The organism is Streptomyces sp. NPDC087215 (assembly GCF_044744885.1).
In the GTDB taxonomy this organism is placed as follows: Bacteria; Actinomycetota; Actinomycetes; order Streptomycetales; family Streptomycetaceae; genus Streptomyces.
The window spans coordinates 11,923-31,762 of sequence record NZ_JBIUZD010000011.1 but is presented as its reverse complement, the minus strand read 5'-3'; the positions used below and the strand labels follow the sequence as shown (position 1 = coordinate 31,762).

Below are 19,840 nucleotides of genomic sequence, written 5' to 3'. Positions count from 1 at the left end.
GGGCGGCCGGGCCCGCCTTGGCGAAAGGGACGGCTGGGGTGATGGGGACGACCGGGGCGATCGGGGTGGGGAACGGCATGACGGGTGACGGGGTGGACGGGGTGGACGGGGTGACCGTGGGCGGGGACATCGTGGCGGGGGCGGACGGCGCCCGGGGCGCGGAGGGCCCCGGTGGGGCGACGGCGGTCGATGTGCTGCTCGACGCGGTGCGCGCGGGCCGGGCCAAGGAGGTTCCGGCGCTTCTCGCACCGCTGGACGCGGCGGCCCGCAGGACCGCGCTGACCCGGCTGAAGGCGCTGCGCTCCGAGGTCCGTTCCTGGGAGTGGCGGCGGTGGAACGAGGCCTCCCGCATCCGGCGGGCCCTCCATGTCGCCGGGGCGGGCTGCCACCCGGGGGCGGCGGCGGCCGCGACCTGGCTCGGCGGGCGCGACCTGCTGAACTGGCGTCAGGAGGACGGCTTCCTGGTCCTGAAGGTGCTGGAGGGGCGGGACGCGGAGTGGCTGGCGGACGTGGCGGGGCGGCTCGCGGCGCGTCCGGCCGTCGCCGAGAGCTGCTACGGCCTGATCCACGCCCTGGTGGAGCGCTCCGGGTGCGCGGTGCCCGCGACCGATGGCTATGTCCTCGGCTGGACGCGGTCCCTGACCGGCAAGCAGCTCCTGGAACGGCTCCGGGCGGACCCGCACACACCGGTCCTCGTGGCGCACGCGCTGGCGATGCCGGAGACGCCCGAGCCGCTGGCCTGGTCGGGCGGGCCGGACGATCCGGCGCACTGGCCGACCGCGCTCTCCGTGCTCGTCGCGGAGGGCGTGCTCGACCGGGCCCGGGTCGTGGACCTGGCGGTGTCCCGGCTGCTGCGCGGCGGGCGCCCCCGGAACCTTCGGTGCGCGACGGAGGTCCTGCGGGTCGTGGCGCCGGACGCGGCCGAGCGGCGGGAGCGGGTCGCGGACTGGGTCGCCATGGCGTCCGACGGCCCCGGGCCGGTCGCGGGGTACGCGCAGGAGGTGCTGGCGGGGCTCGCCGCCGAGGGGGCGCTGTCGGCCGGAGTGCTGGCCGAGATGACGGGCGGGGTGCTGTTCCGCACCGAGAAGAAGCTCGTACGGTCCCAGCTGACCCTGGTGGGGAAGGTGCTGGCGCGGGAGCCGGACGCGGCGGGCGAACTGCTTCCGGCGCTCGCGGAGGCGTTCAGGCACGAGGACACCGTGATCCAGGAGCGGGCGCTGAAGCTGGTGGCCCGTCATCTGGGCACGGTGGACGCGGCCGTGCGGTCGGAGCTCGCCGAGCAGGCGGGGCTGCTGAGCCCGGTGCACCGGGAGGCGGCCGTCGCCCTGTTCGGGGAGGTCTCCGACGAGGGAACGGGAGGTCCGTACGAGGAGATCCTGCCGCCGGTTCCGGCACCCGAGCCGGTGGCCGCGCCGCCCTCGACGGTCGAGGAGCTGGTGGAGGAACTGCTCGTGAAGGGGCTCGGCCGGGACGCGGAGCGGTTCGAGCGGGCGCTGGACGGTCTGGTGCGGCTCGCGCACCGGGACAGGGTGGCGGTCGAGGGGGCGGTGCGGGAGGCCTTCCCGACGGAGCCGTGGCAGTACGAGCACTACTTCACCCACTCGACGCGGGACGTGCGGGTGGTGCTGGCAGGACTGCTCGGCATGGTGTCGAAGTCCCGGATCGCCAAGGGCCGGGCGGCGCAGCGGCAGAAGTCGGACTGCTTCCACGAGGCGCTGACCGGAGTGACGGACGCGCGGCTCTGGGAGGCGGCCGATCTGGTCGGCACGGACGCGCTGCCGTTCCTCCTCGCCTCGCCGACGCTCGGTTCCGGGCAGGTCGAGCCCCTGGTGCTCGTGGAGCGGCTGCGGGAGTACCGGGACGCGGGGGTGGAGCCCGCCCCGGCGGACTTCGCGCAGGCGCTGCTGCGGGTCGGCCGGACCGGTGCTCCGGCCGCGCGGGCGGCCGAGGAGGCGGCGGCGCTCGGTACGACGGCGGGGTCACGGCTCGCCGTCTGGCTGGGGACGGCGGAGCCGGTGGGCGCGCGGGTGCGGTTCTTCCGCCGGGACGGCGGCCGGACCTCGGACAAGTACTGGCTGATCGACCGGATCGTGGTGGAGGTCGACGAGCACCGGACGATCCGGAAGGAGTTCCCTCCGGCGTTCCGGTGGCTGGGCGGTGAGCTGCACGCGACCCCGCGCCGCTGCCCCCACTGGATCGCGGACCGTACGCACTGGACCGGGGTGCTGCCGGTGGACCGTGAGGCCCTCGCCGCCGCTCTGCTGCCGGGTCTGGCCCTCGGCATGGAGGCGGACCAGGAGGGGACGACGGAGCCGCTGACGGCTCTGGTGGAGGCGGAGGGGCCGGCGGGCCGGGCGGTCGCGCTCGCCCTGGCGCTGGGCCTCGGCTGTCTGGACGCGGACGACCGGCTGCGGGCGGTGGACGCGCTCCTGGTCCTGGCGGCGCGGGGCGATCTGGACGCGGCGGCGCTGGGGGCGGAGCTGTCGTGGCTGGTCACGGAGGGTTCGGTGAAACCGAACCGGCTGGCGGACGCGCTGCGGACGGCGACGGCGACGGGGGCGTACGGGACGGTGTGGGCGGTGCTCTCCACGGTCCTGCCGGAGCTGCTGGGCGCGGTGCGGCCGGTGCGGGGGCTCGGCGAGGTGCTCGCGGTCGCGGCGGACTGCGTGGAGCGGTGCGGGGCGGGCGGGGAGGTGGCCGGTCTCCAGGCGGTCGCCTCGGGGCGGGGCACGTCGCAGTTCGTCGTGCAGGCCAGGCGGCTGCTGGGCGCGCTCCGTCAGGGGGCCGATCAGACCCCGACAGAAACGGCCTGAATCGCTCTTTATCCTGCTAGAGCGGCGCTTAACCCGTCAGTCACAGAGCGTTCGTGATCACGCAACACCACTGGGTCACAGTGAGGTCATGACCGATGTGACGTCCTCGAAGAGCACCCGCCGCCCGCACCACTGGCGGCACGACCTGATCGAGCTGGCCGCCCTGTTCACCGCCGTGGTGGTGGCCGACACGATCGCCAAGACCATCGCCAAGGGCCCCGACGGCCGCTACCTCCTGGTGTTCTCGGCGATCGCGCTGGTCGCCACCGCCGCGTTCCACACCTGGTGGGCGCGGCGGCACGGGCACACGAGTCATGCCCCGCCCGCCGGTCACCCCGGCGGGCTCTCCCCCACCGGCCCGTCCGCGCCTCCGGCGGACGGTTCCACGGAGGCGGCGGACGCCACGGCCGGGTCCGGGCCGTCCGCCGGGACCGTGCTGTGGCGGATGCGGACGACCGTCGCCGACGCGCCGGGCAGCCTGGCCGCGCTGTGCACGGCCCTCGCCGGGCTGCGCGTGGACATCCTGACCCTTCAGACGCATCCACTGGCCGACGGCACGGTCGACGAGTTCCTGCTGCGCGCCCCCGCCGACCTCTCCGCCCGGACCCTCGCCCGGGAGACGGCGGCGGCCGGCGGCCGGGACACCTGGACCGAGCGGGCCGATGCCCATGACCTGGTCGACACCCCCACCCGGGTCCTGGAGCTGGCGACCCGTACCGCGCTCGACGCCGCCGAACTGCCGCTGGCGCTGCGGCGGCTCCTCGGCCGCTGCACCCTCCACTCGGTGCCCGCCGTCTCGCTGACCGGCCGCCCCACCGGCGAACCCGTCCCGGTGGAAGGGGTCCTGGAGGAGACGGTGATGCGGCTGCGCGACCCGCACGGCGGCACGCTCGTCGTGGAGCGGCCCCATCTGCCGTTCACCCCGACCGAGTTCGCCCGCGCTCGGGCCCTCGTGGAACTCGACGCCCGGCTCGGCCCCCGCGTCCCGCACGGCCGGGACGTCCTGACCCTCCCCGAGGGCAACGAGATCACCGTCCGCCGGGCCGACCGGCGCGACCTCCCGGCCGCGCGCGCCATGCACGACCGCTGCTCGGCCGGCACCCTCGACCGGCGCTACCACGGCCCGGTCGGCGACGCCGACCGCTATCTCGACCACCTGCTCAGCCCCCGCTTCGGCCGCACCCTCGCCGCGCAGACCGCCTCCGGCCGTCTCGTCGCCCTCGGGCACCTGCTGTGGGACGGCGACGAGACGGAGGTGGCGCTCCTGGTGGAGGACGACTGGCAGCGGCGCGGCATCGGCGCCGAGCTCCTCGGCCGTCTGGTGGCGATGGCCGAGGAGACCGGCTGCGCGAGCGTCTACGCCGTCACCCGGGCGTCCAACACCGGGATGGTGGCCGCGATGCGCGCCCTCGGTCTGCCCCTGGACTACCAGATCGAGGAGGGCACCCTGGTGATCACCGCCCGGCTGGCCCCGAAGCCGTCAGCCCGGCCGAGGCGGGAACAGCGTCCGGAAGGTGCCCGGCGGGCGGAGCGCTGAGCGCCCGGCTCAGGTCGCGCCACAGGTCGTCGACGTCCTCGAGACCGACCGACATCCGGAGCAGCCGGTCGCTGACGCCCGCCGAGCGCCGGTCTCCCTCGGCCACGATCCGGTGGCTGATGGAGGCCGGGTGCTGGATGAGGGTGTCGACGCTGCCCAGGCTGACCGCCGGGGTGATCAGCCGGACGCCGGAGATCACGTCGTACGGGTCCCCGTACATCTCGAAGGCGATCATCGCGCCGCCGATCCGGGGGTAGTGGACCCGCTCGACCCGGGGATCGGTGGTGAGCCGCCGTACGAGCTCCGCCGCCGTCGCGGACGCCGCCCGGACCCGTACCGGCAGGGTCGACAGACCGCGCAGCAGCAGGTACCCGGCGAGCGGGTGCAGTACCCCGCCGGTGGCGAAGCGGACCTGGCGCAGGGTCCGGGCGAACTCCTCGTCGCAGGCGACGACCCCGCCCATGACGTCGCCGTGCCCGCCGAGGTACTTGGTGGCGCTGTGCAGCACGATCCGGGCGCCCAGCTCGACCGGGCGCTGGAGCACCGGAGTGGCGAAGGTGTTGTCGACGAGCAGGGGCACGGAGCCGCAGGAGTGCGCGAGGGCGCGGACATCGGCCTCGGCGAGGGTGGGGTTGGCGGGCGACTCGACCATGACGAGTCCGGTGTCGGGCCGGATCGCCGCCGCGATGCCCGCCGGGTCGGTCCAGGTCACCTCGGTGCCGAGCAGTCCGGCGTCGAGGAGGTGGTCGCTGCATCCGTAGAGGGGCCGGACCGCGACGACGTGCCGCAGGCCCTGGCTCGCGCGGGCGAGCAGCACGGCGGTGAGGGCGGCCATGCCGCTGGCGAAGGCGACGGCCGCCTCCGCTCCCTCCAGCCGGGCGAGGGCCTCCTCGAAGCGGGCGACGGTGGGGTTGTCGAGGCGGGCGTAGACGGGCGGTCCGTCGAGCCGGGCGCCGGTGGTGGCGAACTCGTCGATCCGGGCGGCCTCCGCCCGTGCGTCGTACGAGGGGTAGGTGGTGGACAGGTCGAGCGGCGGTGCGTGCAGCCCGAGCCGGGCGAGGTCTTCGCGGCCGGCGTGCACGGCTTCGGTGGCGAGGGCCCTCGGGGTGACCGAGGTGCCGTAGTCCATGGCGTCCATGGCGAGACTGTGAACGAATACCGGAAAGTAGTACGGAAGTCCCGTGCTACGTTCGGCAGATGGCCGATTCTGTCGTACTGGACACGGTTGATCTGCACATTCTTCGCCTCCTGCAGAACGACGCCCGGACCACCTACCGCGAGCTCGCCGCAGAGGTCGGGGTGGCTCCTTCGACCTGCCTGGACCGGGTGGCCCGGTTGCGGCGCACGGGTGTGGTGCTCGGGCACCGGCTGCGACTGGATCCGGCCAAACTCGGCCGGGGACTTGAGGCGCTGCTGCTCGTCCAGGTCCGCCCCCACCGGCGGGAACTGATCGCTCCGTTCGTCGACCGGATCCGGGCTCTGCCGGAGTCCCGGTCCCTGTTCCATCTGACGGGACCCGACGACTACCTGGTGCACGTGGCCGTGGCGGACCCTTCCGACCTGCAGCGACTCGTCCTCGACGAATTCACCTCGCGCCGGGAGGTGGCGCGCGTGGAGACCCGGCTGATCTTCCAGCAGTGGGAGTGCGGGCCGCTCCTGCCGCCTTCCTCGGCCCCCTCCATGTCAGCCGACTGAGCCCGGACGAGGGTGACGCGGGCCGGAGGAAGGCGTCAGGATGGCCCCCATGCCAGAGACTTCCCCCCACCCGCTGCCCCGCCAGGTCGCCGACAACCACGTCGACGCACTCATCGCCCTCGACCCGATCACCGGTACGTATCTGGGAGTCGCGGAGAGCGCGGGGCAGTTGCCCGACTTCTCCCCCGCCGGTCAGCGCGCGGTGGCCGACCTCGCCCGGCGCACCCTCGCCCGGCTCGACGAGGCGGAGCGCGCTACGGGCGCGGACAGCGAGGCGGAGCGCCGCTGCGCCCGGCTGCTGCGGGAGCGGCTGACGGCGGAGCTCGCCGTGCACGAGGCGGAGGAGAATCTCTGCGCGGTCAGCAACATGCGGTCCCCGGCGCACAGCGTGCGGATCGTCTTCACGGTGATGGCGACGGAGACCGAGGCGGACTGGACGGCGGTCGCCTCCCGGCTGCGGGCGGTTCCCGCCGCCCTGGAGGGGTACCGCGCCTCGCTCGCCCTCGGTCTGGAACGGAAGCTGTTCGGCGGTCCCCGGCCGACGGCCACGTTCGTCGGCCAGCTCACCGAGTGGGCGGGCGCGGACTCCGGGGCGCCGGGCTGGTTCGAGGAGTTCGCCGCCGGTGGTCCGGGCTCGCTCTCCGACGACCTGCGCGCGGAGCTGACGAAGGCGGGGCGGGGCGCCACCGAGGCGGTGCTCGCGCTGCGGGACTGGATGCGGGACGTGTACGCCCCGGCCGTGGCCGGTGCCCCGGACACGGTGGGCCGTGAGCGGTACCAGCTCTGGACGCGCTACTTCAACGGCACCGATCTGGACCTCGACCAGGCGTACGCGTACGGCTGGACCGAGTACCACCGACTGCTCGGGGAGATGCGGACCGAGGCCGAGCGCATCCTGCCCGGGGCCGGTCCCTGGGAGGCGCTGGCCCATCTCGACGAGCACGGCACGCACATCGAGGGCGTGGAGGAGGTGCGGGTCTGGCTCCAGGAGCTGATGGACGAGGCGGTCGAGGCGCTCGACGGCACCCACTTCGAACTGGCCGACCGGGTGCGGCGGGTGGAGTCGCGGATCGCCCCGCCGGGCGGTGCGGCGGCCCCGTACTACACCGGGCCCTCGGAGGACTTCACCCGGCCGGGACGGACCTGGCTGCCGGTGGACGGCGCCACCCGCTTCCCCGTGTACGACCTGGTGTCGACCTGGTACCACGAGGGGGTGCCCGGCCATCACCTCCAGATCGCGCAGTGGGTGCACGTCGCCGACCGCCTCTCCCGCTACCAGGCGACGATCGGCAAGGTCAGCGCCAACATGGAGGGCTGGGCGCTCTACGCGGAGCGGCTGATGGACGAGCTCGGCTTCCTGCCCGACGCGGAGCGGCGGCTCGGCTACCTCGACGGCCAGATGATGCGCGCGTGCCGGGTGATCGTGGACATCGGGATGCACCTGGGCCTGGAGATCCCGGCGGACTCGCCGTTCCACCCGGGCGAGCGGTGGACCCCGGAGCTGGCCCAGGAGTTCTTCCAGCGGCACAGCAGCCGTCCGGCGTCGTTCGTGGAGAGCGAGATGACCCGCTATCTGTCGATGCCGGGGCAGGCCATCGGCTACAAGCTGGGCGAGCGGGCCTGGCTGCTCGGCCGGGCCAACGCGCGGGCGGCGCACGGTGAGGCGTTCGACGCGAAGGCCTGGCACATGGCGGCCCTCTCGCAGGGGCCGCTGGGTCTGGACGACCTGGTCGAGGAGCTCTCCCGGCTCTGAGGCGCGGCCCGAGGGATTCCCCGGTGGTCGACTTGATCGGCCGGGGAATCCCCTGCTATCCCTGCCTCGTGAGCACCGCATACGTTCCCGACGCCACCGACTGGCGCATCCTCGAAGCCCTCCAGTCCGAGGGCCGCGCCACCTTCGCCGAACTCGCCCGTACGGTGGCGATGTCACCGTCTGCGGTGACCGAGCGGGTCCGGCGCCTGGAGGAGACCGGGGTGATCACCGGGTACACGGCGGTCGTGGACCAGGAGCGGCTCGGGCTCTCCGTCCTGGCCTTCGTACGGCTCCGCTACCCGAACGGCAACTACAAGCCGTTCCACGATCTGCTCGACACGACGCCGGAGGTCCTGGAGGCGCACCACGTCACCGGTGACGACTGTTTCGTGCTCAAGGTCACCGCGCGCTCGATGCGGCACCTGGAGGAGATCACCGGGAAGATCGGCGCGCTCGGCTCGGTGACGACCAGCGTCGTCTACTCCTCACCGCTGGCCCGGCGCCCGATCGGCCGCTGAGGTCTGCCCGTCCCGGACGGGCGGGATCAAGTGACGGACGGACGGGGTCAGGCGACGGCGGGACCGCGCCCGGTGGGGCCGCGCGCCCGGGGGAACGGTGTCCGGCGGGACTTCCGGCGGGACTTGTGCCCCGCGTGCGGGGTCAGCCGCCGAGCGCCTCGCCGCCGGTCCGCAGCCGCACCGCGGAGCCCTTCCTGGCCTTGACCAGCTCCAGCTGTGCCGGGACGCGGCGGCGCAGATCGGCGACATGGCTGACGATGCCGACGCTGCGGTCCCGCTCGCGCAGCGAGTCGAGGACGTCGAGGACCTCGTCGAGGGTCTGCTCGTCGAGGCTTCCGAAGCCCTCGTCGATGAAGAGGGTGTCGAGCCGGACCCCGCCCGCCTCGTCGCTGACGACGTCCGCGAGGCCGAGCGCGAGGGCCAGCGAGGCGAAGAAGGTCTCGCCTCCGGAGAGGGTCGCGGTGTCGCGTTCGCTGCCGGTCCAGGCGTCGACGACGTGCAGGCCGAGTCCGGCCCTCCGGCCGCCGGAGCGGGCGTCGGAGTGGACGAGGACGTAACGGCCCGCGGACATCCGCTGGAGACGGGCGCTGGCGGCGGCGGCGACCTGTTCGAGGCGGGCGGCCAGGACGTACGACTCAAGCCGCATCCGGCGTTCGTTCTCGGCGGAGGTTCCCGCGGTGAGGGCGGCGAGCCGGGCGACCCGGTCGTACTCCTCGCGCAGCGGTCCCAGACGGCGGACCTCCGTCATGGCCTGCCGGGAGAGGGCGGCGAGTCCGGTGGACCGGTCGCGGGCGGCGGTCAGCGCGGAGGAGGCGTCGCGGAGCGTACGGGCGGCGGCGGCGTCGGCGGCTGCGGCGCCCGCCGGGTCGGCCGGGGGGAGCCCGGCGGCGGCCGCGGCGCCGGGCTCGGCGAGCCGGTCCTCGACGAGGACGGCCTCGGCCCGCCAGGCGTCCACGCGGTGCTGGTGGTCCCGGCGTTCGGCGTCGGGCAGCAGCGCGGCGGCGGCCTCGGCCGGAGTGGTGAAGCCCGCCCGGTAGGCGGCGTCCGCGAGGCTGCCGTCGGCCTCCTTGAGCCGCTCGGCGGCGATCTCGGCGGCGCGGACGGTCCCGGTGGCGTCGACGAGGAGGGCGATGCGCCGCTCCAGGAGGGTGGCGTGTTCGGCGACCCGGGCGAACGCGCCTCGCCCCAGGGCGATCTCCTCCTCCAGGGCGGTGGCCTCGGCGTCCAGGGCCTCGCGCCGCGAGGTCCGCGCGGCCACCCGGCGCTCGGCCTCCCGCTGCGCCGAGGCCCGGCCCTCGTGCTCCCGCTCGGCCGCCGCCAGGGCCTCCCGCGCGCTGTGGGTCCGGGCGGCGAGCGCGTGCGCCTCGCGGTGACGGTCGATCAGTTCCTCGACCTCGGCGGCGAGTTCGGTGACCGGGGGGCCGTCGGCCGGGTCGGCGGTGGAGCCCGCCGCACCGGGCGGGCCGTCCGCGAGGGTCTCCGCGCGGGCGGCGGACCAGGACTCGCGGACGACGGCGCGTTCGTTCTCGGCGGCGGTACGGAGTTCGTCGGCGCGGGCGTAGGCCGCGTAGGCGGCTTCCTCGGTGGCGCGGTCGACATGACCGGCGGTGGTGCGGGCGGGCGCGGGATGCGCGGGGGAGCCGCACACCTGGCAGGGTTCGCCGGGGGCGAGGGTGACCGCGAGTTCGGCGGCGATGCCCTCCAGGCGGCGGGACTTGACGTCGAGCCAGTTCTCGTGGGCGGTGTTGCGGTGTTCGCGGGCGTCCGCGAGACGGGCTCCGGCCGCTTCGACGTCCTCGGCGAGGGCGTCGCGGCGACGGGCGGCGGCGAGCCTGCGGCGGGCGGGTTCCAGGCGCCCGGCGAGGTGCTCGGCGCGGGCGGCGGCGTCCCGTGCCTCCTCGACGTGTGCGGTGAGCTCGGTGCGGCGCGCCTCCCAGTCGGCGAGCCAGTCGGCCGTGTCGCGGAGGACGGCTTCGTCGGCGCGGGCCTCCCGGGTGAGGACGGCGCGCTCCTCGGCGATCACGGCGGCCCGGTGCTCGGCGCGGCGGGCCGCCGCGAGCCCGCCGAGTTCCCCGCGCAGCCGGTGTTCGAGGGCGGTGAGCTGTTCGGCCCCGGCGTCGGCGAGGTCGGGCGGCAGGAGGGAGCGGGAGCGGGTACGGGCGGCGCGGGCGGCGGTGTGGGCGCGTTCTGCGTCCTGGCGCAGGGCGAGCGCGGGGGCCACCCGGTCCGCCTTGAGGGCCCGGTCGAGGGCGGTCCGGAGCCGGTCGCGCTCCGGGGCGTGCGCGGCGAGGCGCTCCTCGCGCCGGAGTGCGTCGGCGTGCCGTTCCTGGCGGGCGGCGAGGTCGTTCTCGGTGTCGAGCGCGGTGCGCGCCGCGGTCTGCCGGGCTTCGGCGGCTTCGAGCCGTACGCGGGCGATGTCCAGGGTCTCGCGGGCCTCGGTGCGGGCGACGGCGGCCCAGGTGAGGACGGCGTCGGCGAGTCCTGGTTCGCCGGGCCGCCCGTCCACGGGGGTGCGGGCGACATCGAGACCGCCGGCCGCCTGGCCCATGCGGTGGGTGAGGGCGAGGAGGCGTTCGTCGCCCTCCTCGACCTGTCGCTGGGCGCGGCGGCGCAGTTCGGCGAGGCGTTCCTCGACGGCGGCGAAGCGGCGGGTGTCGAAGAGGCGGCCGAGGAGTCTGCCGCGGGCCTCGGCGTCGGCGCGCAGGAAGCGTGCGAAGTCGCCCTGGGGCAGCAGGACGACCTGGCAGAACTGCTCGCGGCTCATGCCGACGAGCTGGGTGATCTCCTCGCCGGTCTCCTGGTGGGAGCGGCTGAGGCCCTGCCACGCGCGCGTGGCGGGGTCGTACTCGCGCAGCCAGGTCTGGGCCTTCTCGGTGGTGAAGCCGCCGCCGCGCTTCTTGGGGCGCTGCTGGGCGGGGCGCCGGGTGATCTCCAGGCGCCGGTCCCCCACGGTCAGTTCGAGGACGACCTCGGTGGTGGTGCCGACGGGCGCGTGGTCGCTGCGCAGGGAGGCGCCGGGGGTCTGGCGGGCGCCGGGCACGCTGCCGTAGAGGGCGAAGCAGACCGCGTCGAGGACGGAGGTCTTGCCCGCGCCGGTCGGTCCGTGGAGGAGGAAGAGACCGGCGGACGACAGGGCGTCGAAGTCGACGGTCTGCCTGGCGCCGAAGGGGCCGAACGCGGCGATCTCCAGACGGTGCAGCCTCACCGGTCCCCCTCGCGCTCGGCCGTGCCGGTCCTCACGTCGTCGAAGGCGCCGTACAGGACCGTCCGCTCGGCACCGTCGAGGGCGGCGCCGCCGCGCACATGGGCCACGAAGTCCTCCGCGATCTGCTGGTCGGTGCGGTCCCTGAGGCGGGCGCCGTAGGAGAGGGCGGGGTCGTCGGCGGTGCGCTCGGGGTCGAAGACGAGGTGCAGGGCGTGCGGGAAGCGCTCGGTGAGCCGGGCCATGGGTTCGGCGGGGCGGACGGGGTCGGTGAGGGTGGCTTCGACCCAGGACGTCTCGTGGCGGGTGAGCGCGGGGTCGTCGAGGAGCGCGTCGAGCCGTCCCCTGATCCGGGCGAGGGCGCGCGGGACGGGGCAGTCGAGGCGTACGGCGGAGGTGATCGCGCCCCCGGGGGCGGGCGCGGCGGGCGCGGGCGCGGAGTCTTCAGGGGCGGGCGCGGCGGCGGGGCCGAGGTCCACCAGCCACATGGTCTTGCGGTGGTCGGCCTCGGAGAAGGAGTAGGCGAGCGGGGAGCCGGAGTAGCGGACGCTCGGGGTGACGGTCTGGCTGCCGTGCAGGTGCCCGAGGGCGACGTAGTCGACGCCGTCGAAGATTCCGGCGGGGACGGCGGCGACGCCGCCGACGGTGATGTCCCGTTCGCTGTCGCTGGGCTCGCCGCCCGCGACGAAGGCGTGGGCGAGGACGACGGAGCGGGTCCCGGCGGGCCGGGTCGCGAGGTCGGCGCGGACCCGGTCCATCGCGGCGGCGAGGACGGCCTCGTGTCCGGCCTTCTCCGCGCCGAGCCGTTCCCTGACGAGGGCGGGTTCGAGGTAGGGCAGGCCGTAGAGGGCCACGTCGCCGTGTTCGTCGGCCAGGACGACGGGAGTGCCGACGGCCGCCGGATCGGTGCGCAGATGGATGCCGGCCCTGTCGATGAGTCCGGCGCCGACGCCGAGGCGGCGGGCCGAGTCGTGGTTGCCGGAGATCATGACGGTGGGCACCCCGGCCCCGGCGAGGCGGTGCAGGGCGGTGTCGAAGAGTTCGACGGCGGGCAGCGGGGGCACGGCCCGGTCGTAGACGTCCCCGGCGACGAGGACGGCGTCCACCCGGTGCTCGTGGACGGTGGCCACGAGGTGGTCGAGGAACGCGGCCTGGGCTTCGAGGAGGCCGACGCGGTGGAAGGACCGGCCGAGGTGCCAGTCGGAGGTGTGCAGGAGCCTCACGGTGCCGTCCCACCCCGCATGTGTGCCGCTCCTCGCCGCCGGTTCCGGTTCTGTGTGCCCTCCACGCTATCCCGCCGGGGGGTGTGACCGGGGCCTCATGCCCGGGGTGACCGTGGGGACGGATCCCGCTCCGGTGCCGGACCCCGGAGCGGTCCCGGTGCCGGGGTCCGGCACGGTCCCGGTCCCAGGGCTCAGCACGGTCCCGGTCCCGGTCCCGGTCCCGACCGGTGTCCGTCCCTTGCGTCCGGCCGGATCTCGGTCCGACCGGTTCCGACCGGTTACGGTGCCGGTTCCGACCGGTTACGGTGCCGGTTCCGACCGGTTACGGTGCCGGTCCCGACCCTGGCCCGGTCTCCGGACGCCCCCGGCCCCGGGCGGTGCGGTCACGCGTCGCCGTACGCCTCGCCGCCGAGTTCGCACGACGCCGTGCCCGCCGTGGCGTCCGCGAGCCAGGCGCGGAAGGCGGGGACGTCCGCGTCCGGGAGGCCGATCTCGATCGTGACGGCGTCGGCGTACCGCACGTCCCGGACGGCCCGGCCGGTCGCCCGCAGGTCGTTCTCCAGTTTGCCCGCCCGCTGGTGGTCGACGGTGACGGTGGCGAGCCGGAAGCGCTGCCGGGTCACCGTGCCGAGCGTGTCGATGGCCTCGCCGACCACTCCGCCGTAGGCGCGGATGAGCCCGCCCGCGCCGAGCTTCACCCCGCCGTAGTAGCGGGTGACGACGGCGGCGACGTACCGCATGTCCCGGCGCAGCAGCATCTGGAGCATGGGCACCCCCGCCGTGCCGCCGGGTTCGCCGTCGTCGCTGGCCTTCTGGACGGAGGCGTCGGCGCCGAGGACGTACGCGTAGCAGTTGTGGGTGGCGGTCGGGTGCTCCCTGCGGACGCGCGCGACGAACTCCTGCGCCTCCCGCTCGTCGGCGACGGGCGCGAGCGCGCAGAGGAAGCGCGAGCGGTTGATCTCGGTCTCGTGGACGCCCTCGCGGGCCGGGGTGCGGTACTGCTCCTGCATCCGACCAGCGTACGTTCCCGCCGGGACCGGCCCGTCCGGCGGGAATCAGGGCCCGGGGCGGCTCGTTGTCGGGGAGGAAGGCGGTCGTCAGGACGGGCCGCGCCGAGGAGAGGCAGTACGAGCGATGAGCGGCGACACGACGACCACCACCGATCCGGCCGGGTACTCCGCGTCGGAGGCGGTGCGCAGGATCCTCACGTCCACCGGGGACACCTGGGCGGTGGTGGGGCTCTCCTCCAACACGGCGCGCGCGGCGTACGGGGTCGCGGGCGTCCTCCAGCGCTTCGGGAAGCGGATCGTCCCGGTCCACCCGAAGGCGGAGACCGTCCATGGTGAGCGGGGGTACGCCTCGCTGGCGGACATCCCGTTCCCGGTGGACGTCGTGGACGTGTTCGTGAACGGCGATCTGGCGGGCGCGGTCGCGGACGAGGCGGTCGGGATCGGCGCGAAGGCGGTCTGGTTCCAGCTGGACGTGATCGACGAGGCGGCGTTCGAGCGCACCCGCGCGGCGGGCCTCGACATGGTGATGAACCGCTGCCCGGCGATCGAGATCCCCCGCCTGGGCTGACGCGGGCGAGCGACGGGGGCGGGCTCGGGACCGCGGTTCGATGCCGTGCTGGGGGCCGCTCTCCGATGACGTATCCGGGGGTCGGGTCCTGATGCCGTGCCCGGAGGCCCTGACGGCCGCCCCGGCCCGCGCGCCCGCCGCCGGTGTTCCCGCCCTCAGCCGAGGGGGACGCCCAGGCCCTCCATGACGGTCACGCCCGGCAGCTGGGCGAACGCCTTGCCCGGCAGGATGAGCTTGCCGCGCCTGCGCCCGCTGCCGACGAGGACCCAGTCGGTGTCGACGACGGCGGCGTCCACGAGGAGCGGCCAGTCCCCGGGGAGGCCGATGGGGGTGATGCCCCCGTACTCCATGCCGGTCTCGCCGGTCGCCGTGTCCATCGGGGCGAAGGACGCCTTGCGGGCGCCGAGGTGCTTGCGGACGACCCCGTTGACGTCGACCCGGGCGGCGGACTGCACGACGCAGGCGGCCAGTGTGGTCGTGTCGCCCCTGCGGCCCGCGACGACCACGCAGTTGGCGGAGGCGTCGAGCAGTCCGGGCCCGTGGTGCTCGACGAAGACGGCCGTGTCGGCGATGGCCGGGTCGGTGTCGACGTACAGCAACCGCTCGACGGGGACGGGACCCGTCCAGGCGCGGACGGCGGCCGCGACGGGTCCGGTGAGCAGATCGAGACGCTCGGCGGCGGGGGCGGCGTCTTCGAAGGCTCCGATGGGTGCGCGCATGGGCACACGCTAACAACCGGCGCCCCGCGCGGGACCGTCCGTCTCAGCGTACGGGCCCTCGACGCGCGGACCGTCCCGGCGTACGGGCCGTCTCAGCGCACGGGCGGGACGGAGACCGTCATGGTCATCTCCACCGGCTCGGTCCCGTCGTTGCGGTACGCGTGTGCCGTGTTGGCCTCGAAGACGGCCGAGGTGCCCGTGGGCAGGGTGTGCTCCGCGCCGTCCACCACCAGGGTGAGGACGCCGGAGGTCACGCTGAGCAGTTCGACCGTGCCGTCGGGATGCGGGTCGGAGGCGCTGCCGTCGCCGGGCATGAGGGTCCAGGACCACAGTTCCAGAGGACCGCGGGCCTCGGTGCCCACGAGGAGGGTGGTGTGGCTGCCGGTGGAGGTGGACCACATGCGCACGGCCTGCTCCGGCGGGACGAGCCGGACCTGGGGGCCCTGCTCGTGGTCGAGCAGGGTCGTGATCGAGACACCGAGGGCGTCGGCCAGTTTGACGGTGGTGCCGACGCTGGGGTTCGTCCGGGCCTGCTCGATCTGGATGATCATGCCTCGGCTGACGCCCGCACGGGCGGCGAGGGCGTCCAGGGTGAGCGCCCGCTCCTTGCGCCAGCGCTTCAGGTTCCGGGCTAGCGACTGCGTGAGCTGGTCGAGGTCCGACACGTTCCGTCCCATGTCCTGGATGAAAGAGTCCAATGGAGTGAACTACGGTGGGATGTACCGCATGGTTCACCGCACTGTACTGCCCGTAGGGGCCCCGGGCTCCCTACGGGCCTGCCGTGCGCGTCCGCAAGGGCCTGTCCACCGCCTCCGTGAAGGACGTGAAGGAGCGGACGCGCTGGAGGCGCGGCCGGGCGGCGGCCCGCTCGGCCTCCGCATCCTCCCTCGTGCCGACCGGCGGAGCACCGGCAGGGCATGACTGGAGAACCATCGGACCGGTCGGCATGAAGGTCGGCATGAAGGTCGGTGCTGGGCAGGTCGGCGGCGCGGGAACGTCGCCCATCGGCACGGATCGCGGCGCGCACCGGGTCCCGGCACCGGGCTCCCCGGACGAGCAGGAAGGCGGGCGGCTCGCTGTCGGCGCGCACGCGGGTGGCTCAGCCGTCCGGGGCTCAGCCGTCCGGGTCTCCCCGCCGCCCAGCTCCCGGTCACCGACCCCTGGGCACCCCGTCACTCCGGCTCGCCCGCCTCCTCGCCGTCCGCGGCGGTCAGCGCGTCGGCGATCATCCGGGTGGCGAAGGCGCGGTCGCCGGTGACCCGGTTGATCAGCTCCGCGAGCAGGAAGGCGGTGGCCTCCAGGGAGTTCATCTCCTCCGGCGTCCACTCCCCGTACTGGCGGCGCCACAGGCTGGGGCTCAGACCCGTGCCCGCCGCGACGACGAGGCCCGCCATGGTCGGGACGGTCTCGGGGCGGATGCTCCGGGGCATCATCCCCATCGTGGTCACCAGATTGGGGACCACGTACTCGATGACGTCCTGGTCGTGCTGTTCGCAGGCGCTCCGCAGCCACCTCATGAACATGAAGATGAGCGTGCACGCCCCGTCCAGCAGGTCCTGGGCACCCGTGGGGCCGAGGGACCGGATGAACTGCCCGTCGAGACGCCGCTGTTCGTCCGTGTCCATGACCTGGCCGTCGTAGACGGCCTTGAGCCGGGAGTCGATCACCAGGAGCGCCGCGCTCACATCCCCGGCGGGTGCGTAGCGGGGGTCGCAGGACGATGGCACAGGAGTCCTCCTCACGCGGGCCGCGACGGGCGGCGCGGCACGATTGCACGGTAGTCCGCCGATCGGACCGGTTCCGGCGATTCCGCGGTGAAGACCCCCAGGGGTGAACCGGGCCCGCGCGACGACGGAAGTCGCCCACGGAACCGGCCGCTTGACGCGCTGTGCGGGAGATCACACCGCCGACGGGGTCGGCGCTCCCTACGATGCGTGAGGGGTACAGCTACCTCGTGCCCCCTCCGTAGGCGTGCCCACCCGGCCCGCCCGCTCCACTCCGCCTCACCCCGCTCACCCCGCTCCGTCAGGCTCGTCCCGCTTCAGGAGGCCCGATCCCGTGACCACAGGCGCCCTCGCCCCCGCGAGCTACTACGAGCGGACCGGTGAGCACCACTTCAAGCCCACGGCCCACGCGGGCGGTGCGTGGAGCGCCGACGAGCAGCACTTCAGCCCGCTCTCGGGGCTCGTCGCGCACGCCGTGGAGCAGCACCTCGCGGCCCGGCCCGCCGCCGCGCACGGCCCGTTGGCCCTGTCCCGGATCAGCTACGACATCCTCGGCAGGATCGCCCTCGACGAGTGCGCGGTCACCGTGGAGACCCTCCGCCCCGGGCGGACCATCGAACTCCTCGAAGCGACCGTCACCATCGGCGGGCGCGCGGTCGTGCGCGCCCGTGCCTGGCTGCTCGCCGCCCGGGACACCTCGGCCGTCGCCGACAGCCCCGTAGAACCGCTGCCCGCCCCCGCCGAGTTCGACCGGTGGGAGATGGAAGCGGCGTGGAACGGCGGGTACGTCTCCTCCATCGAGGTGCGGCGGACGCCCACGGTCCGCAGGGGACGCGCCACGGCGTGGCTGTCCACGCCCCTCGCCCTGGTCGCGGGCGAGGAGATCGGCCCGCTCGCCTCGTACGTGACGCTGGTGGACACCGCGAACGGGATCGCCGTCCAGCAGGACCCCGGTGCCTGGATGTTCCCCAACCTCGATCTGACGATCCATCTGCACCGGCAGCCGAGGGGCCCGTGGACCGGTCTCGACACGACGGTCGTCTTCGGGCCGTCGGGGCAGGGGCTCACCAGCAGTGTGCTGCACGACGTCCACGGGCCCGTGGGCCGCGCGGAGCAGATCCTCACCGTGCGTCCGCAGCCCGGGGGGTGAGCGGGGACCCCGGTCACCCGGGGTCGGTGTACCAGCCGCCGGGCCACTGGGCGAACAGGGTGTGCTCGACGTCCTTCCGGGCGGGCTCCGACTCCGTCGCGGGCCGGTACCGCGTGACGGCGGCGTACCCCACGAGCACCTGGTCGTCGAAGTCGTGCGCGTCCGGCCGGGGCGCCACCCCGATGTACAGGGGCGTGTCGTCGGGGACGTCCTTCGGCGCCTCACGGAGCTGGCCCGCGGTCCATACGACGGGGTCGTGCTCGAAGGTCTCTCCCATGGGGCGAAAGGGTACGGGCCGGGGCTCAGCCGGTCCGCTGGACCTCCCACGCGGCCAGCGCGGCGAGCTGCTCCGGGGTCACGTGTTCCGGGATCGGCACCGGGGCCGGGGTGCGGAGCGGGGGCTGCCAGCCCTTCTCGGGGTCCCAGCTGCGGACGACCCGGGCCGGGGCGCCGGCGACCACCGAGTGGTCGGGCACCTCCCCCCGTACGACCGCGCCCGCCGCGACGACCACGTTCCGGCCGAGCCGGGCACCGGGCAGGACCACCGCGCCGGTGCCGAGCCAGCAGCCGGGCCCGATGGAGACGGGTGCGGAACGGGGCCACTGGCGGCCGACCGGTTCGTCAGGGTCGTCGTAACTGTGGTTGGTGGAGGTGATGTAGACGTACGGACCGCAGTAGGTGTCCGAGCCGATGGTCACCTTCGCGTCGGCGATGACATGGCTGCCCCGGCCGAGGACGACCCCGTCACCGAGGGTCAGGACCGTGTCCTTCCCGAGGTCGAGGTCCGGCAGCATCCCCGCCGTCAGCGTGACCTGTTCGGCGATGATGCAGCACTCGCCGACCTCGATCCACGGCTCGCCGAAGACGGTGCCCTGCGGGAAGGCGAGCCGGGTGCCCGCGCCGAGGCGGCGGAAGCGGAGCCTGCCGGGGTGCTCGGCGGTGACCGATCCGGCCTCCCGCACCCAGCGCCAGCCGCCCTGCACGGCTCGGGCGAGAACCCGGCGCCGCCAGGCGGACAAGGAGGAGAACGTGTTTCTGTTCCTGGGCACCCGGCCACCGTAGTCGGCGGTGTCGTGCCTGTTCAGTGCGGTGCGCTGTGATGTCCGTCATGAGCACGGCATAGGCTGCCGCCGGGGGCACCCCCGGGCGCGACACGACCGCTGACGATCAGGAGCGAACCATGACAGAGGCGTTGATCAAGGGTGTGGGCGGCAAGGAGCCGCGGATCGACCCGACCGCCTTCACCGCGCCGACCTCCGTGGTGCTCGGCGAGGTGACCCTCGGCGCGCGGGCCAGTGTCTGGTACCACGCGGTGCTCCGGGCGGACTGCGGGGCCATCGAGATCGGCGAGGACTCCAATGTGCAGGACAACTGCACGGTGCACGTCGATCCCGGCTTCCCCGTCTCGATCGGCGCGCGCGTGACCGTCGGTCACAACGCGACCGTGCACGGCTGCGTCATCGAGGACGACGTCCTCGTCGGCATGGGCGCGACCGTCCTCAACGGCGCGCGGATCGGCGCCGGTTCGCTCGTCGCCGCGCAGGCGCTCGTCCCTCAGGGCATGGAGGTCCCGCCGGGCTCGCTGGTCGCGGGGGTCCCGGCGAAGGTGCGCCGCCCGCTGACCGAGGAGGAGCGGGCGGGCATCCGGCTGAACGCCGAGATGTACCTGCACCTCGCCAAGGGCCACGCGGAGGCCTTCGAGGACTGAGCCGTCGGAGCCCCGCGGGCACGGGGAGCGAGCCGTCGGAGTCCCGCTGGTGCGGGGAGCGAGCCGTCGGAGTCCCGCTGGTGCGGGGAGGGGGGGGGGCCCGGGGGCCCGCGCCCCCCCCCCCCCCCCCCCCCCGGGCGCCGCCCCCCGCCCCCCCCCGCCCCCCGGCCGCCCCCCCCCCCGCCCCCGCCGGCTGATGGCGGTGGTTTATTTTAAACGA

At 74.7% G+C, this 19,840-nt stretch carries 17 protein-coding genes; 8 read left to right on the top strand and 9 right to left on the bottom strand.

What is annotated here, in order from left to right:
- The first annotated feature begins 41 nt into the window (after positions 1-41).
- On the top strand, positions 42-2,813 hold the full coding sequence (locus tag ACIO92_RS24985) for a DUF6493 family protein (RefSeq protein ID WP_402282985.1): 2,772 nt from the start codon (positions 42-44) through the stop codon (positions 2,811-2,813).
- Between the two features lie 88 nt (positions 2,814-2,901).
- Positions 2,902-4,350 (top strand): GNAT family N-acetyltransferase, encoded by a 1,449-nt coding sequence (locus ACIO92_RS24980; RefSeq protein ID WP_401238714.1) that lies wholly within the window; start codon positions 2,902-2,904, stop codon positions 4,348-4,350.
- Here the strand turns inward: ACIO92_RS24980 and ACIO92_RS24975 are convergent.
- Positions 4,268-5,488, bottom strand: coding sequence for a trans-sulfuration enzyme family protein (locus ACIO92_RS24975; protein ID WP_401238711.1), 1,221 nt, complete (start codon positions 5,486-5,488; stop codon positions 4,268-4,270). The genes ACIO92_RS24980 and ACIO92_RS24975 overlap by 83 nt on opposite strands.
- A gap of 59 nt (positions 5,489-5,547) precedes the next feature.
- On the opposite strand from ACIO92_RS24975, the gene ACIO92_RS24970 reads away from it, so the two are divergent.
- Genes ACIO92_RS24970 through ACIO92_RS24960 form a run of 3 tightly spaced genes read left to right on the top strand, consistent with a single transcriptional unit; the run spans position 5,548 to position 8,316 of the window.
- Positions 5,548-6,045: an Lrp/AsnC family transcriptional regulator gene (locus ACIO92_RS24970; RefSeq protein WP_351783608.1), complete on the top strand. Its 498-nt coding sequence runs from the start codon at positions 5,548-5,550 to the stop codon at positions 6,043-6,045.
- A gap of 40 nt (positions 6,046-6,085) precedes the next feature.
- On the top strand, positions 6,086-7,798 hold the full coding sequence (locus ACIO92_RS24965; protein WP_366442701.1) for a DUF885 domain-containing protein: 1,713 nt from the start codon (positions 6,086-6,088) through the stop codon (positions 7,796-7,798).
- Between the two features lie 32 nt (positions 7,799-7,830).
- Positions 7,831-8,316 carry an Lrp/AsnC family transcriptional regulator gene (locus ACIO92_RS24960; protein WP_351783998.1) on the top strand — a complete coding sequence of 162 codons (486 nt, stop codon included), beginning with the start codon at positions 7,831-7,833 and terminating at the stop codon, positions 8,314-8,316.
- Positions 8,317-8,458: 142 nt separating this feature from the next.
- Here the strand turns inward: ACIO92_RS24960 and ACIO92_RS24955 are convergent, their stop codons facing one another.
- The 3 genes from ACIO92_RS24955 to ACIO92_RS24945 all read right to left on the bottom strand — a co-directional run bounded on the left by ACIO92_RS24955 (position 8,459) and on the right by ACIO92_RS24945 (position 13,751).
- Positions 8,459-11,521: an AAA family ATPase gene (locus ACIO92_RS24955; protein WP_402282988.1), complete on the bottom strand. Its 3,063-nt coding sequence runs from the start codon at positions 11,519-11,521 to the stop codon at positions 8,459-8,461.
- Complete coding sequence (locus tag ACIO92_RS24950; protein WP_402058850.1) at positions 11,518-12,741, bottom strand: exonuclease SbcCD subunit D; 1,224 nt, start codon at positions 12,739-12,741, stop codon at positions 11,518-11,520. Before ACIO92_RS24950 ends, ACIO92_RS24955 begins: the two co-directional genes overlap by 4 nt.
- A gap of 383 nt (positions 12,742-13,124) precedes the next feature.
- Positions 13,125-13,751: a YigZ family protein gene (locus tag ACIO92_RS24945; RefSeq protein WP_366442704.1), complete on the bottom strand. Its 627-nt coding sequence runs from the start codon at positions 13,749-13,751 to the stop codon at positions 13,125-13,127.
- 124 nt (positions 13,752-13,875) lie between these two features.
- Between ACIO92_RS24945 and ACIO92_RS24940 the strand changes: the two genes are divergently transcribed.
- A complete protein-coding gene (locus ACIO92_RS24940; protein WP_366442705.1) occupies positions 13,876-14,319 on the top strand; it encodes a CoA-binding protein in 444 nt (147 codons plus the stop codon).
- Between the two features lie 155 nt (positions 14,320-14,474).
- On the opposite strand, the gene ACIO92_RS24935 is transcribed toward ACIO92_RS24940, so the two are convergent.
- From ACIO92_RS24935 to ACIO92_RS24925, 3 genes are all read right to left on the bottom strand, one after another.
- Complete coding sequence (locus ACIO92_RS24935) at positions 14,475-15,038, bottom strand: YbaK/EbsC family protein (RefSeq protein ID WP_402282991.1); 564 nt, start codon at positions 15,036-15,038, stop codon at positions 14,475-14,477.
- Positions 15,039-15,130: 92 nt separating this feature from the next.
- Entirely contained in the window at positions 15,131-15,703 is a 573-nt protein-coding gene (locus ACIO92_RS24930) for an XRE family transcriptional regulator (protein WP_366442734.1), read from the bottom strand.
- A 507-nt stretch (positions 15,704-16,210) separates the two neighbouring features.
- Entirely contained in the window at positions 16,211-16,765 is a 555-nt protein-coding gene (locus ACIO92_RS24925; RefSeq protein WP_402282993.1) for a hypothetical protein, read from the bottom strand.
- A gap of 331 nt (positions 16,766-17,096) precedes the next feature.
- Here ACIO92_RS24925 and ACIO92_RS24920 point away from each other — a divergent pair, with 331 nt between their 5' ends.
- A complete protein-coding gene (locus ACIO92_RS24920; protein WP_402282995.1) occupies positions 17,097-17,912 on the top strand; it encodes a thioesterase family protein in 816 nt (271 codons plus the stop codon).
- A 13-nt stretch (positions 17,913-17,925) separates the two neighbouring features.
- On the opposite strand, the gene ACIO92_RS24915 is transcribed toward ACIO92_RS24920, so the two are convergent.
- Both ACIO92_RS24915 and ACIO92_RS24910 read right to left on the bottom strand, forming a co-directional pair.
- A complete protein-coding gene (locus ACIO92_RS24915) occupies positions 17,926-18,189 on the bottom strand; it encodes a DUF6225 family protein (protein ID WP_402282997.1) in 264 nt (87 codons plus the stop codon).
- A 25-nt stretch (positions 18,190-18,214) separates the two neighbouring features.
- Positions 18,215-18,961 (bottom strand): acyltransferase, encoded by a 747-nt coding sequence (locus ACIO92_RS24910; protein WP_402282999.1) that lies wholly within the window; start codon positions 18,959-18,961, stop codon positions 18,215-18,217.
- A 131-nt stretch (positions 18,962-19,092) separates the two neighbouring features.
- On the opposite strand from ACIO92_RS24910, the gene ACIO92_RS24905 reads away from it, so the two are divergent.
- Entirely contained in the window at positions 19,093-19,620 is a 528-nt protein-coding gene (locus ACIO92_RS24905; protein ID WP_351796858.1) for a gamma carbonic anhydrase family protein, read from the top strand.
- Positions 19,621-19,840 lie beyond the last annotated feature (220 nt).

Excerpts from the sequence above, each read along its gene's own strand:
- ACIO92_RS24980 (WP_401238714.1), top strand. The coding sequence starts at position 2,902 with ATGACCGATGTGACGTCCTCGAAGAGCACCCGCCGCCCGCACCACTGG.
- ACIO92_RS24975 (WP_401238711.1), bottom strand. The coding sequence starts at position 5,488 with ATGGACGCCATGGACTACGGCACCTCGGTCACCCCGAGGGCCCTCGCC.
- ACIO92_RS24965 (WP_366442701.1), top strand. The coding sequence starts at position 6,086 with ATGGCCCCCATGCCAGAGACTTCCCCCCACCCGCTGCCCCGCCAGGTC.
- ACIO92_RS24915 (WP_402282997.1), bottom strand. The coding sequence starts at position 18,189 with ATGGGAGAGACCTTCGAGCACGACCCCGTCGTATGGACCGCGGGCCAG.
- ACIO92_RS24945 (WP_366442704.1), bottom strand. The coding sequence starts at position 13,751 with ATGCAGGAGCAGTACCGCACCCCGGCCCGCGAGGGCGTCCACGAGACC.
- ACIO92_RS24985 (WP_402282985.1), top strand. The coding sequence starts at position 42 with ATGGGGACGACCGGGGCGATCGGGGTGGGGAACGGCATGACGGGTGAC.
- ACIO92_RS24940 (WP_366442705.1), top strand. The coding sequence starts at position 13,876 with ATGAGCGGCGACACGACGACCACCACCGATCCGGCCGGGTACTCCGCG.
- ACIO92_RS24905 (WP_351796858.1), top strand. The coding sequence starts at position 19,093 with ATGACAGAGGCGTTGATCAAGGGTGTGGGCGGCAAGGAGCCGCGGATC.
- ACIO92_RS24970 (WP_351783608.1), top strand. The coding sequence starts at position 5,548 with ATGGCCGATTCTGTCGTACTGGACACGGTTGATCTGCACATTCTTCGC.
- ACIO92_RS24935 (WP_402282991.1), bottom strand. The coding sequence starts at position 15,038 with ATGCGCGCACCCATCGGAGCCTTCGAAGACGCCGCCCCCGCCGCCGAG.